Genomic DNA, 13197 nt, shown 5'->3' on the forward strand with positions numbered 1-13197 from the left:
CTGCGTATCAACCGCCGGTGTCGGCGTTGCGCTTTCGCAGTTCGCGCAGCTTCTCCGCAATGCGGATTTCGAGGCCGCGCTCGACCGGCCGATAGAAGGGCTGCGGTTCGAGGCCCTCGGGCATGTAGCGCTCGCCGGCCGCGAAGCCGCCCTCCTCGTCGTGCGCGTAGCGGTAGCCCTTGCCGTAGTCGAGTTGCTTCATCAGCTTCGTCGGCGCATTGCGCAGATGCATGGGCACCGGCCGCGTGCCGTCGGACTTGATGAGTGCGCGGACCTCGTTGTAGGCCTTGTAAACCGCGTTCGACTTGGGCGCGATCGCGAGGTAGACCACGCATTCGGCGAGTGCCAGTTCACCCTCGGGCGTGCCGAGGCGCTCGTACACCTCGGCGGCATCGAGCGCGAGCCGCAATGCGCGCGGGTCGGCCAGGCCGATGTCCTCGCTGGCCATGCGCACCAGCCGGCGCGCCATGTAGCGCGGGTCGGCGCCGCCGTCGAGCATGCGCACGAACCAGTAGAGCGACGCGTCGGGATCGCTGCCGCGCACGGATTTGTGCAGCGCGGAGATGGTGTCGTAGAACTGCTCGCCGCCCTTGTCGTAGCGGCGCATGCGCTCGCCCAGGACGCGCAGCAGCCATTCATCGGTGATGTGGTCGAGCTTCTCGGCGCCGGCTGCGACGGCGAGCGTCTCGAGGGTGTTGAGCAGCCGCCGCGCGTCGCCGTCCGCATAGGCCACGAGCCGGTCGATGGCTGGCGCATCGATGGCAGGCACGGCCTGGATGGCCTGGGCGCGCGCCACGATCTGCTTCAGGTCGCCTTCGTCGAGCGGCTGCAGCACGTAGACCGCCGCGCGCGACAGCAGCGCCGAATTGACCTCGAAGGACGGGTTCTCGGTGGTCGCGCCGATGAAGGTGAAGAGGCCCGACTCCACGTGCGGCAGGAACGCATCCTGCTGGCTCTTGTTGAAGCGGTGGACCTCGTCGACGAAGACGATGGTGCGGCGCTGCTCCAGCCCATCGCGTGCGGCCGTCGCGCGTTCGACCGCCTCGCGGATGTCCTTCACGCCGCCGAGCACCGCGCTGATGCTGAGGAACTGCGCATCGAAGGCATCGGCCATCAGGCGCGCGATGGTGGTCTTGCCGGTGCCGGGCGGGCCCCAGAGGATGCACGAGTGCGGCCGCCCCGACTCGAAGGCGATGCGCAGCGGCATGCCGGGGCCGAGCAGTTGCTGCTGGCCGATGACCTCGCCCAGGGTCTTGGGACGCAGGCGTTCGGCCAGGGGTTGGTGGGCAGGTGCGGCCACGGGCGGCATCCTCAGCGAAGACCGTTCGGCCTCGAGGCGCTCACTCGCGCAGCACGTCCGCGCCGGCCGGCGCCTTGAACGAGAAGGTGCCGGCGGGCAGCGCAGGATTGACCTCGACCTTGCTGAACTTCAGCACCGAGCGCTGGCCGAAGTTGTCGAGAATCTCTAGCGCGGCAAGCGCATCGCCCTGGAAGCCGATCTGGACGCTCTGCAGCTGGCCGTCCTTGTTCTTCGGCGTGGCCTTCACCCATTGCAGGCCGTCGCGCTCGGGCGCAGCCTCGAGCGTGAAATCGGCCTGCAGGGCACGCAGGTCGGGCGCGGCGGCGATCAGCGCTGCCGGCGTCGAGCCCAATGCCTGCGACTGCTTGCGCTGCGTGACCTGGTTCAGGTCGGCGTCGTAGAGCCAGAGCGTCCGGCCATCGGCGACGATGCTCTGGGCGAAGGGTTTCTTGTAATCGAACTTGAACTTGCCGGGACGCTGGAATTCGAAGGTGCCGCTCGACACCTTGTCACGCGAGGCCTGGCCGTCCCTGGACGGCGCCGTCACGGTCTGCGTGAACTCGGCACGGCCCGATTTGGCGGTCTTCACGAAAGCTTCGAGGCTTTCCATGCCGCCGGCCCACGCGCCGCCGGCCAGCGCGGCGAGCATCGCAGCGGCCATCCACTTCATCATCATCATCGACATGTCATTCCGTTCTCGAAGGAACCAGGATCTCGCGCTGGCCGCTGCCGCTCATCGCGCTCACCAACCCGGCGTTCTCCATGTCCTCGACCAGGCGCGCGGCGCGGTTGTAGCCGATCTTGAGGTGACGCTGCACGAGCGAGATGCTGGCCTTGCGGTTCTTGAGCACGACCTCGACCGCCTGGTCGTACATCGGGTCCTTCTCGCCGCCATCGCTGCCGCCCTCGCCCAACAGATCGCCATCGCCGTCCACGGTGCCACCTTCGAGCACGCCTTCGATGTAGTCCGGTTCCCCTTGCGACTTGAGGTAGGCGACGACACGGTGCACCTCTTCGTCGCTCACGAAGGCGCCGTGCACGCGCACGGGCAGCCCGGTGCCGCTGGGCATGTAGAGCATGTCGCCCATGCCGAGCAGCGCCTCGGCGCCCATCTGGTCGAGGATGGTGCGCGAGTCGATCTTGCTGGACACCTGGAAGGCGATGCGCGTCGGGATGTTGGCCTTGATGAGGCCGGTGATGACGTCGACGCTGGGCCGCTGCGTGGCGAGGATCAGGTGGATGCCGGCCGCACGGGCCTTCTGCGCGAGGCGGGCGATGAGTTCCTCGATCTTCTTGCCGACCACCATCATCAGGTCGGCGAGCTCGTCGATCACGACCACGATGTGCGGCTCACGCCCGAGCGGCTCGGGGCTGTCGGGCGTGAGACTGAAGGGGTTGTAGATGAACTCCTCGCGTGCCTTGGCCTCGTCGATCTTGACGTTGTAGCCCGCGAGGTTGCGCACGCCCAGCTTGCTCATGAGCTTGTAGCGGCGCTCCATCTCGGCCACGCACCAGTTGAGGCCGTGGGCGGCCTGGCGCATGTCGGTGACCACCGGGGCCAGCAGGTGCGGAATGCCTTCGTAGACCGACATTTCGAGCATCTTGGGATCGATCATCAGAAGCCGGACGTCGCGCGCTTCGGCCTTGTACAGCAGGCTCAGGATCATCGCGTTGATGCCGACCGACTTGCCCGAACCCGTGGTGCCCGCGACCAGCACGTGCGGCATCTTCGCAAGATCGGCCACCACCGGGTTGCCGACGATGTCCTTGCCGAGGCCCATGGTGAGCATCGACTTGCCTTCGTTGTAGATCTGCGAGCCGAGGATTTCGCTGAGCTTGATCGACTGCCGCTTGGCATTGGGCAGTTCGAGCGCCATGAAATTCTTGCCGGGGATGGTCTCGACCACGCGGATCGACACCAGCGAGAGCGAGCGTGCGAGGTCTTTCGCGAGGTTGACGATCTGCGAGCCCTTGACGCCGGTGGCCGGTTCGATCTCGTAGCGCGTGATCACCGGACCGGGCGAAGCGAGCACCACGCGGACCTCGACGCCGAAGTCCTTGAGCTTCTTCTCGATCAGGCGCGAGGTCATCTCCAGCGTGTCGGCCGAGACGGTTTCCTGGCGCGTCTGCGCGGCGTCGAGCAGGTCGACCTGCGGCAGCTTGCTGTCGGGCAGTTCGCGGAACAGCGGCTTCTGGCGTTCCTTGGCGACGCGGTCGCTGCGCGGCACCTCGACCAGGGCGGGCTCGATCTGCACTGGCGGCGAAGGGGCGCGGCGCTTGGCGCGCGGCACGACGCGCAGTTCTTCGTCGGGCGACTCGAGTTCGCCGCCGTGGAAGCCGGAAGCCACTTCCTCGCGTTCGCGCACGGCCTGCCTGCCCATCGCGATGTCCTGGGCGATCTCGCGCTTCTCGCGCCGCGACTCGAAGAGCGAATAGACGCGCGAGCCGATGCGTTCGGCGATCTGGCTCCACGAAAAGCGGAACACCAGTGCCGAGCCGATCACGCCGCCCGCGATGGCGATCAGCGCCGAGCCGGTGAAGCCCATCCACTTCACGCTCAGCGGCCCGACGAAGTAGCCGAGGATGCCGCCGCCATGGCCGGGCAGGCGGAATTCGAGCCGGTAGAGACGCGACCATTCGAGCACCGCACTGGCGCACAGCAGCAGCAGCAGGCCGAACCAGAATGCCAGGCGGCTGCGATTGAAACGGCCGCGGGACGGCTGGTCGGCAGGCGCCGTCTCGCCGCCGCGCAGCCATCCGGCCAGCGACGACAGCCACACGCGCAGGCCGGCCGCCAGGCACCACCAGACCGAGTAGCCGGCCAGAAAATAGCTCGCATCGGCCAGCCATGCGCCGATGCGGCCGCCCCAGTTCTTGATGTCACCGCCGGTGCCCGATGTCGACCAGGCCGCATCCGAAGGCGTGAAGCTCAGCATGGCGAGCAGCCAGAACAGGAGGAGGACGAAGCCGGCGATCAGCGTGATCTCGTGCGCGAAGCGCATCGCGCGCTGCCGCACCGGCTGCGACTCGGCAGACGACGATGTCTGTTGAAGGGTATTGAGCGAGTAGGTCATGGGCGACAGGACGACCGGCCCGCGCGCGCGAGCCGATGACCTATGGAAACTACAACGAAGTCGATCGCGGCCGCGTTGTCAGGGCCGGCGACATGAAGGCCGGTGCGCTGCAGCGCCGCCGGCCGGAGAATCAGGCGAGCGATGAGAGTCGTTCCTTGACGATCATCGACCCGTCGGGTTGGGTCTGCACGAAGCCGCGCTCCTCGAGGTCCTTCATGACGCGGCTCACCATTTCGCGCGAGGCGCCGACCATCTTGGCCAGATCCTGGCGCGAGATCTTGTCGCGCACCTTGAGATTGCCGGCGCCATCGTCGATCGCGAACTCGAGCAGGGAACGCGCCACGCGGCCGTAGACGTCCATCAGCGCGAGGGATTCGATCTTGCGATCCGCATGGCGCAGGCGCGCGACCAGGCCGCGCATGATGTTGTACGACATCGAGGAATTCTCGGGCAGGCAGCGCGCGAACGCCTCGCGGCCGAGCATGAGCACGTCGGTCTGCACTTCGGTGCGCACGGTCGCGGAATGCGGCTCGTCGTCGATCATGCTCATTTCCCCGATATAGTCGCCAGGCTGCAGTGTGGCGAGGATCACCTCGCGGCCGCGGCTGTCGGTGCTCATCACGCGGGCTCGCCCGGTCAGGATGATGTAGAGCGCATCGGACTTCTTGCCCTGCTCGACCACCACCTCGGCGCGCTTGAAGCGTTTCTTGATGATCGCATCCGCAATGCTCGCGGATTGCGTTGGCGTCAACGCAGCGAACAGCGGCACGCGGCGAAGCAATTCAAGGTTGGAAAGCATCGACATTCATCAATCCCCGAGTACCGTGCGATTCGCAAACCCATGGATTAATACAATCGCACGCATTGAAAACACCCCACGCCCGGTCTTGAACCGAACGGTGATACTCCATATCTATCACCCTGAAAATGTACACGCTGCTGCAGCGTAACTGATAGGTTTTCTACGCATCATGTCCACCCCACGCCACGCGAAGGTCCTCATTCTCGGCTCCGGCCCGGCCGGCTATACCGCGGCCGTCTATGCGGCCCGTGCCAATCTTCAACCCATGCTGATCACCGGTATCGCCCAGGGCGGCCAGCTCATGACGACGACCGAGGTCGACAACTGGCCGGCCGACGTCCACGGCGTGCAGGGACCGGATCTGATGCAGCGCTTCCTGGAACATGCCGAGCGCTTCAAGACGCAGATCGTCTTCGACCACATCAACAAGGTCGACCTGAGCAAGCGCCCGTTCACCCTCAGCGGCGATACCGACACCTACACCTGCGACGCGCTGGTGATCGCCACCGGCGCCTCGGCCAAGTACCTGGGGCTCGACTCCGAGCAGCACTTCATGGGCCGCGGCGTGTCGGGCTGCGCCACCTGCGACGGCTTCTTCTACCGCGACCAGGAAGTCTGCGTGATCGGCGGCGGCAACACGGCCGTCGAAGAGGCGCTGTATCTGTCGAACATCGCCAGCAAGGTCACGCTGGTCCATCGGCGTGACAAGTTCAGGGCCGAGCCGATCCTGATCGACAAGCTCAACGAAAAGGCGGCAGAGGGCAAGATCGAGCTCAAGGTTCACAACACGCTGGACGAGGTGCTGGGCGACGACTCGGGCGTGACCGGCATCCGCCTCAAGAACACCCAGACCGGCGCCACAGAACAGCTCGACCTCAAGGGCTGCTTCATCGCCATCGGCCACCATCCGAATACCGACATCTTCCAGGGCCAGCTGGAAATGAAGGACGGCTACATCCTGACCAAGGCGGGCCTGCAGGGCTTTGCGACCATGACCAGCGTGCCTGGCGTGTTCGCGGCGGGCGACGTGCAGGACCACGTGTACCGGCAGGCGATCACCAGCGCGGGCACGGGCTGCATGGCGGCGCTCGATGCGCAGCGCTTCCTCGAACAAGAATAGAGCTCGCCCCCAGGCTGCGCGCACTTCGTGTCGCTTCGCCTACCCCCTGCCGGGGGCCACACCGGCGGACCGGCTGAGCCGGATCCGCGGTGTTTCACCAGCGGGCCTGACTGCGCCGGCCGTAGCTGCATGACGGGTCGGCTATAATCTTTGGCTTTGCTGAATCTGGCGCCTTGATGCGCCCCGGCAAATCGGGGTACCGCCACCCGTTTCTGGCGAGGTCAAGCTGCAAACCACCCCGAACGCCCACAGCGTTCCGTCAAAGGTGCCAGCTGTTCAAGAAAGAGTGTCCTCATGGCACGCGTATGCGAAGTAACGGGCAAGGGCCCGATGGTCGGAAACAACGTTTCCCACGCCAACAACAAAACCAAGCGCCGGTTCCTGCCGAACCTGCAATACCGTCGTTTCTGGGTCGAGACCGAAAATCGCTGGGTTCGCCTGCGTGTTTCGAGCGCCGCATTGCGGCTGATCGACAAGAACGGCATCGACGCCGTGCTCGCAGACATGCGCGCACGCGGCCAAGCCTAAGGAGCTGAATCATGGCAACGAGCAAAGGCGGACGCGAAAAGATCAAGCTGGAATCCACCGCGGGTACCGGCCACTTCTATACCACCAGCAAGAACAAGAAGACGATGCCTGAAAAGATGTCGATCATGAAGTTCGACCCCAAGGCACGCAAGCACGTCGAATACAAGGAAATCAAGCTGAAGTAATTCGGCTGGCTCCAATAAAAAACCCGCTGAGATCCAGCGGGTTTTTTATTGGCCGCCACGTTCGTGGCCGGCGAAGCCTGGGGCGAGCGTCAAGCTCTTGCGGAACGCAGACGGGTGGAAAACTCCCGCAAGCCGGCGATGCCACTGGCTTCCGCACGATGGCACCAGGCGGCCAGATCGGCCGCGAGTTGCTCGCGCGATTGCGAGGTGTTGAGCCACAGCTGCCGCAGCTCTTCGCGCATCGTCACCATCTTGTCGAGCACCGGGTGGGCGGCACGTGCCTGCACCAGGTGCGAACGCGCGGCGGCGGGCACCTTGTCGTCGTCGCGGTGCAGCCAGCGCTTGGCAGCCTTCAGCACCGACAGGTCGGCGCCCTTGGCCTTGAGTTGCGCCAGTTCGCCCTTGGTGGTGCGGCGCATTTCACGCGCATAGCGCGCCATGACTTCGTAGCGGTTGGCGATGACGGCCTCGAGAGTCTGCGCGTCGGCCACCGGCTGGATATCGCCGATCTGCAGCTTCGGCGGCACCTTCTTGACCTTGGCCCAGCCGATCTTCTGCATCATGCAGATGTAGATCCAGCCGATGTCGAATTCGTACTTCTTGACCGAGAACTTCGCCGAAGTCGGATAGGTGTGGTGATTGTTGTGCAGCTCTTCACCACCGATGATCACGCCCCAGGGCGACACGTTGCGGCTCGCGTCGGGTGCCTCGAAATTGCGATAGCCCCAGTAGTGCCCAATGCCGTTGATGATGCCGGCCGCGGTGATCGGGATCCAGAGCATCTGGACCGCCCAGACCGCCATGCCGAGCGCACCGAAGAGTGCCAGGTTGATGATCAGCATCAGGCCCACGCCCTGCCAGCTGTAGCGCTCGTACAGATTGCGCTCGAGCCAGTCGTCCGGCGTGCCGTGGCCGTAGCGCTCCATCGTTTCCTTGTTCTTCGACTCGGCGCGATACAGCTCGGCGCCGCGCCACAGCACTTCGTCGATGCCCTTGACCTGCGGGCTGTGCGGGTCTTCCTCGGTTTCGCATTTGGCGTGGTGCTTGCGATGGATCGCCACCCATTCCTTGGTGACCATGCCGGTCCCGAGCCAAAGCCAGAAACGGAAGAAATGCGAGGGAATCGGGCCGAGATCCATGGCCCGGTGCGTTTGCGTGCGGTGCAGGAAGATCGTGACCGCCGCGATCGTGATGTGCGTGGTGACAAGCGTGTACAGCACGACCTGCCACCAGGTGAGGTCCCACAAGCCGTGTCCGAGCCAGTCGATGGCCGCGCTCAGAACGGCAGAATCAGGGGGCAACATTGAGTTCGGTACTCCATGGCCGCACGAAGGTGCAGCCTTCAGGTAATCGGTAATTTTAAAGGTTCAGCCCCGAAAAGGGGTCTAAATCCTTGATCGATTGTGAGTTTTCCCTCTTCTTTGGGGCCGCGCCCCTACTTCCGGTTCCACACGGCGGCAAAGAAACCGTCGGTGGCGTGGCGGTCCGGCCAGAGACGCAGGTAGCGCGTGCCGGCGTCACCGCCCGCGCACAGGCCTTCGGCGGCAGCCACCTTGAGGCCGGTCAGCAACGGCGCGACCTCCTGAACCTCGAAATCGGGGTTCGCGGCGCCAAAGGCCTCGGCAATGGCTTCGTTTTCTTCCGGCAGCAGGCTGCAGGTCGCATAAACCAACCGGCCACCGGCTTTCACGAGGCGCGAGGCGCTCTGCAGGATGGCGGTCTGCTTGGCGGTCAACTCCTGGACCGACTGCGGCGACTGGCGCCATTTCAGGTCGGGATTGCGCCGCAGCGTGCCGAGGCCCGAACAGGGCGCATCGACCAGCACGCGGTCGATCTTGCCCGCCAGCCGCTTGACCCGGTCGTCGCGCTCATGGGCAATCGCGGCGGGATGGACGTTCGAGAGCTTGCTGCGCGCCAGGCGGGGCTTGAGCGCATCGAGCCGATGGCCGGACGTGTCGAAGGCATAGAGCCGGCCCGTGTTGCGCATCGTGGCGCCGATCGCCAGCGTCTTGCCGCCTGCGCCGGCGCAAAAATCCACCACCATTTCACCGCGCTTGGCGTCGAGCAGCAGTGCGAGCAGCTGGGAGCCTTCGTCCTGGACCTCGACCGCGCCGCGCACGAAGGCATCGAGCTTGGTGAGGGCCGGCTTGCCTTCGATGCGAAGTCCCCAGGGCGAGAACGGCGTCGCTGCGGCCGGGATGGCGGCCTGCGCAAGTTCCTTCTGCACGTCGGGGCGCTTGTCGGTGAGCGCGTTGACGCGCAGGTCGAGCGGTGCCGGCTGCTGCAGGCTGCGCACCAGCGGCCAGAACTCGGCGCCGAGTTGCGCCTTGAGCGGCGCCACCAGCCATTCCGGCAGGTTGTGGCGGTGGCGTTCGAGGAGATCGTCCTCCTTGACGCCGTCGCAGTTGTCGAGCCAGCGCCTCTCTGTATCGTTGAGCGCGCTCTTGAGGAAATCGCGCGGGCCGTGAAAGCCCAGAATGGCCATGCGCCGCTCTTTCGACCCGCTGCCCGAGGGCGACAGGTGATCGAACAGCAGCTTCTTGCGCAGCACGGTGTAGACCGTCTCGGCCAGCGTGGCACGCTCGCGCGGCCCCAGCTCGCGGTGGTCGCGAAAGAAGCGGGAAACGACCTGATCGGCAGGATGATCGAATTTGAGGACCAGGCCGACCAAATCGGCGCAGGCCTCGAGCAGGGCTTTGGGGTGCATGCCCCATTGTCTCAGCGGCGGCGCCCTGCCAGTCCCGGCCTCCCAGCCTCGAACCCTTCGAAAGAATCGACCCCCATGAAAGACGACGACCTCCCTCCCCTGATCGAAACGCCGCCCGGCCGCTACCGCCATTACAAAGGCGGCGAGTACGAAGTGCTCGGCACCGTTCGCCACAGCGAGACGCTGGAACCGATGACCTTGTACCGCGCGCTCCATGGCCAGCGCGGCCTCTGGGTGCGGCCTGCGGCGATGTTCGGCGAGACCGTGGACATCGATGGCCTTCGGCGCCCGCGATTCGTCAAGCTGGCGTAGCAGGCGCAGGTCGGGCCAGCCATGCCGCGATCGCCTGCGGGTAAACCCGATGCTCGTGCGCCAGCACACGGGCCGCGAGCGTATCGGCCGTGTCGTCCGGCATCACCGGCACCGCCGCCTGCGCCAGGATCGGGCCGTGATCGAGTTCGACCGTGACCTCGTGCACCGTCACCCCCGCCACGCGGCAGCCCGCCTCGATGGCGCGCTGATGAGTGCGCAATCCGGGAAAGGCCGGCAGCAGCGACGGATGGATGTTGAGAAGCCGGCCTTCGTAATGCGCGACAAAGGCCGGCGTGAGGATGCGCATGAATCCCGCGAGCACCACCAGCGTCGGCGCCTGGGCGTCGATCGCCCGCGCCAGCGCGCCATCGAAGGCCTCGCGGGTATCGAAATCCTTGTGCGCGACCACCTCTGTCGCAATGCCCTGCGCGCGCGCGATGGCCAGGCCCGCGGCATCGGCCTTGTTGCTGATGACGGCAGCGATGCGCGCATCGAAACGCCGAGCCCAGCCCTCGCGCTCCGCGGCGCGCACGATGGCAGCCATGTTGGAGCCGCTGCCGGAGATCAGGATCACGATGTTCTTCATGGGAGGCAGGATTATCCGTGTCCGTCCTGGTCACGCCGTTTGTCGCGGCGCGGACAGCCTTCTTTCGCACGACCGTGCTAAAACCGGCCATTCCCAAAGACACGCCGCAGGCGCGGCGTTCGATCAACACAGCGAGGCACGCATGGATTTGAGCTTCACGCCCGAAGAACAGAAGTTCCGCGAAGAGATTCGCGCCTGGGTCAAGGACAACCTTCCCCCGGACATCTCCCACAAGGTGCACAACGCCCTGGACCTCACGCGCGACGATCTGCAGCGCTGGGCCAAGATCCTCGGCAAGAAGGGGTGGCTCGGCTACGGCTGGCCCAAGGAATTCGGCGGTCCGGGATGGACCGCGATCGAGAAGCACCTGTTCGAGGAAGAAACCGCGCTGGCCGGCGCGCCGCGCATCGTCCCCTTCGGGCCGGTGATGGTCGCACCGGTGATCCAGGCCTTCGGCAACGCCGAGCAGCAAAAGCGCTTCCTGCCCGGCATCGCGAGCGGCGAGGTGTGGTGGAGCCAGGGCTACAGCGAACCGGGTTCCGGCTCCGACCTCGCCTCGGTGAAGACCAAGGCCGAGCGCCAGGGAAACAAGTACATCGTCAACGGCCAGAAGACCTGGACCACGCTCGGCCAGTATGGCGAATGGATCTTCTGCCTGGTGCGCACCAGCAACGAAGGCAAGCCGCAGACCGGCATCAGCTTTCTGCTGATCGACATGAAGTCGCCAGGCGTCACCGTGCGTCCCATCAAGCTGCTCGACGGCGGCCACGAGGTCAACGAAGTCTGGTTCGACAACGTCGAGGTGCCGGCAGAGAACCTGATCGGAGAAGAAAACAAGGGCTGGACCTATGCCAAGCACCTGCTGAGCCACGAACGCACCAACATCGCCGACGTCAATCGCGCCAAGCGCGAACTGGAGCGGCTCAAGCGGCTCGCCAAGAGCGAAGGCGTATGGGAAGACACACGCTTTCGCGACGAGATCGCCAAGCTCGAGGTCGACATCGTCGCGCTCGAAATGCTGGTGCTGCGCGTGCTGTCGGCCGCCACCTCCGGCAAGAACTCGCTCGACATCGCGGGCCTGCTCAAGATCAAGGGCAGCGAGATCCAGCAACGCTATACCGAACTCATGATGCTGGCCGGCGGCCCCTACGCGCTGCCGCTGGTGCGCGAAGCGATGGAGGCTGGCTGGCAGGGCGACTTCCCTGGCGGCCATGTGCAGCTGGCGCCGCTCGCCACGACCTACTTCAACATGCGCAAGACCACCATCTACGGCGGCAGCAACGAGGTGCAACGCAACATCGTCGCCCAGACCGTGCTGGGCTGACAAGGAAACCGACATGGACTTCGATTTTTCAGACGATCAGCAGCAGCTGCGCGACGCCGTCGCCAAGTGGGTCGAGAAGGGCTACGGCTTCGAACGCCGCCGTGCGACGGAGGCCGCAGGAGGCTTCTCGCGCGAAGCCTGGGACGAACTGGCCGAGCTGGGCCTGGGCGGCCTCTACATCCCGGAAGACGAGGGCGGCATGGGCATGGGCCCGGTCGAGGGCATGGTCGTGATGGAGGAGTTGGGCCGAGGCATCGTGCTGGAACCGCTCGCGCAATCCTTCGTGGCCGGCGCCGTGCTCGCGGGCCACGCCGACCCCGACACCAAGGACAACTGGCTGCCGCGCATCGCGGGCGGACAGGCGCTGGTCGCACTGGCCTGGCAAGAGCGCAAGGCGCGCTACCGGCTCGACATGTGCGAGGCCAAGGCCGTCAAGGCGGGCGACGGCTGGACGCTGAGCGGCAGCAAGAGCCTGGTGCCGGCCGGCGACGAGGCCGATGCCTTCCTCGTGCCCGCGCAGCTCGACGGTCGCATCGCGCTCTTCCTGGTCGAGCGCGCGGCCGATGGCGTCGCGGCACGCGGCTACGGCACGCAGGACGGCAGCCGCGCGGCCGAGGTCGTTTTCGACAAGGCCGCCGCCGTGCTGGTCGCGCGGGAAGGCCTGCCCGTGCTCGAGCATGCGGTCGACATCGGCATCGCTGCCGCCTGCGCCGAGGCCATCGGCGTGATGGACCGGACGCTTGCGATCACCGTCGAGTACATGAACACGCGCAAGCAGTTCGGCGTCGCGATCGCCAGCTTCCAGGCGCTGCGCCATCGCGTCGCCGACATGAAGATGCAGCTCGAACTGGCGCGCTCGATGAGCTATTACGCCAGCCTCAAGCTCAATGCGCCGGCGGCCGAGCGCCGGCAGGCGCTGGCACGTGCCAAGTACCAGTTGGGCGTCTCGATGCGCTTCGTCGGCCAGCAGGCGGTGCAGCTGCACGGCGGCATCGGCGTGACCGACGAATACATCGTGAGCCACTACTTCCGCAAGCTGACGCAACTCGAGATGACGTTCGGCGACACGCTGCATCATCTCGGCGAAGTGTCGGGGCGCATGCAGGACACGGCCGGCGTCTTCGCCTGATCGACGGCCGCGGCGCTTGTCGCGACCTCGCACAACGCCCGCCGGCCTCGCGCATGCGGGCGTTTTCTTTTTCATTGAACAGGACCCGTCATGCAAACTCGCCGCCATCTGATCGGCCTCGGCCTCGGCC

13 protein-coding genes are annotated in these 13197 nt (G+C 65.7%); 6 read left to right on the forward strand and 7 right to left on the reverse strand.

What is annotated here, in order from left to right; all coding sequences use genetic code 11:
- Positions 1–7: 7 nt before the first annotated feature.
- The 4 genes from E5P2_RS20765 to E5P2_RS20780 all read right to left on the reverse strand — a co-directional run bounded on the left by E5P2_RS20765 (position 8) and on the right by E5P2_RS20780 (position 5179).
- Positions 8–1309 (reverse strand): replication-associated recombination protein A, encoded by a 1302-nt coding sequence (locus E5P2_RS20765; RefSeq protein WP_174262682.1) that lies wholly within the window; start codon positions 1307–1309, stop codon positions 8–10.
- Positions 1310–1340: 31 nt separating this feature from the next.
- Positions 1341–1973, reverse strand: a complete 633-nt coding sequence (gene lolA, locus E5P2_RS20770; protein WP_162570587.1) for an outer membrane lipoprotein chaperone LolA — start codon at positions 1971–1973, stop codon at positions 1341–1343.
- A gap of 13 nt (positions 1974–1986) precedes the next feature.
- Positions 1987–4374: a DNA translocase FtsK gene (locus tag E5P2_RS20775; protein ID WP_162569022.1), complete on the reverse strand. Its 2388-nt coding sequence runs from the start codon at positions 4372–4374 to the stop codon at positions 1987–1989.
- Between the two features lie 130 nt (positions 4375–4504).
- The gene (locus E5P2_RS20780; RefSeq protein WP_162569024.1) at positions 4505–5179 is read right to left on the reverse strand and encodes a Crp/Fnr family transcriptional regulator; all 675 of its coding nucleotides are present in this window, start codon (positions 5177–5179) and stop codon (positions 4505–4507) included.
- 166 nt (positions 5180–5345) lie between these two features.
- On the opposite strand from E5P2_RS20780, the gene trxB reads away from it, so the two are divergent.
- The 3 genes from trxB to rpmG all read left to right on the forward strand — a co-directional run bounded on the left by trxB (position 5346) and on the right by rpmG (position 7009).
- Complete coding sequence (trxB, locus tag E5P2_RS20785; RefSeq protein WP_162569026.1) at positions 5346–6296, forward strand: thioredoxin-disulfide reductase; 951 nt, start codon at positions 5346–5348, stop codon at positions 6294–6296.
- 294 nt (positions 6297–6590) lie between these two features.
- Entirely contained in the window at positions 6591–6824 is a 234-nt protein-coding gene (gene rpmB / locus E5P2_RS20790; protein WP_162569028.1) for a 50S ribosomal protein L28, read from the forward strand.
- Positions 6825–6835: 11 nt separating this feature from the next.
- A complete protein-coding gene (gene rpmG / locus E5P2_RS20795) occupies positions 6836–7009 on the forward strand; it encodes a 50S ribosomal protein L33 (protein WP_007830291.1) in 174 nt (57 codons plus the stop codon).
- Between the two features lie 89 nt (positions 7010–7098).
- On the opposite strand, the gene E5P2_RS20800 is transcribed toward rpmG, so the two are convergent.
- Both E5P2_RS20800 and E5P2_RS20805 read right to left on the reverse strand, forming a co-directional pair.
- A complete protein-coding gene (locus tag E5P2_RS20800; RefSeq protein WP_162569030.1) occupies positions 7099–8313 on the reverse strand; it encodes a DesA family fatty acid desaturase in 1215 nt (404 codons plus the stop codon).
- A 131-nt stretch (positions 8314–8444) separates the two neighbouring features.
- Positions 8445–9716 (reverse strand): RsmB/NOP family class I SAM-dependent RNA methyltransferase, encoded by a 1272-nt coding sequence (locus E5P2_RS20805; RefSeq protein WP_162569032.1) that lies wholly within the window; start codon positions 9714–9716, stop codon positions 8445–8447.
- A gap of 75 nt (positions 9717–9791) precedes the next feature.
- Here E5P2_RS20805 and E5P2_RS20810 point away from each other — a divergent pair, with 75 nt between their 5' ends.
- A complete protein-coding gene (locus tag E5P2_RS20810) occupies positions 9792–10028 on the forward strand; it encodes a DUF1653 domain-containing protein (RefSeq protein ID WP_162569034.1) in 237 nt (78 codons plus the stop codon).
- Here the strand turns inward: E5P2_RS20810 and purN are convergent.
- Positions 10015–10614, reverse strand: a complete 600-nt coding sequence (gene purN, locus E5P2_RS20815) for a phosphoribosylglycinamide formyltransferase (RefSeq protein ID WP_162569036.1) — start codon at positions 10612–10614, stop codon at positions 10015–10017. The two genes, E5P2_RS20810 and purN, sit on opposite strands and share 14 nt — an antisense overlap.
- Positions 10615–10756: 142 nt before the next feature.
- Here purN and E5P2_RS20820 point away from each other — a divergent pair, with 142 nt between their 5' ends.
- On the forward strand, positions 10757–11938 hold the full coding sequence (locus tag E5P2_RS20820) for an acyl-CoA dehydrogenase family protein (protein WP_162569037.1): 1182 nt from the start codon (positions 10757–10759) through the stop codon (positions 11936–11938).
- A gap of 13 nt (positions 11939–11951) precedes the next feature.
- On the forward strand, positions 11952–13067 hold the full coding sequence (locus E5P2_RS20825) for an acyl-CoA dehydrogenase family protein (RefSeq protein ID WP_162569039.1): 1116 nt from the start codon (positions 11952–11954) through the stop codon (positions 13065–13067).
- The last annotated feature ends 130 nt before the right edge of the window (positions 13068–13197 follow it).

This window comes from Variovorax sp. SRS16, from assembly GCF_901827165.1.
In the GTDB taxonomy this organism is placed as follows: Bacteria; Pseudomonadota; Gammaproteobacteria; order Burkholderiales; family Burkholderiaceae_C; genus Variovorax.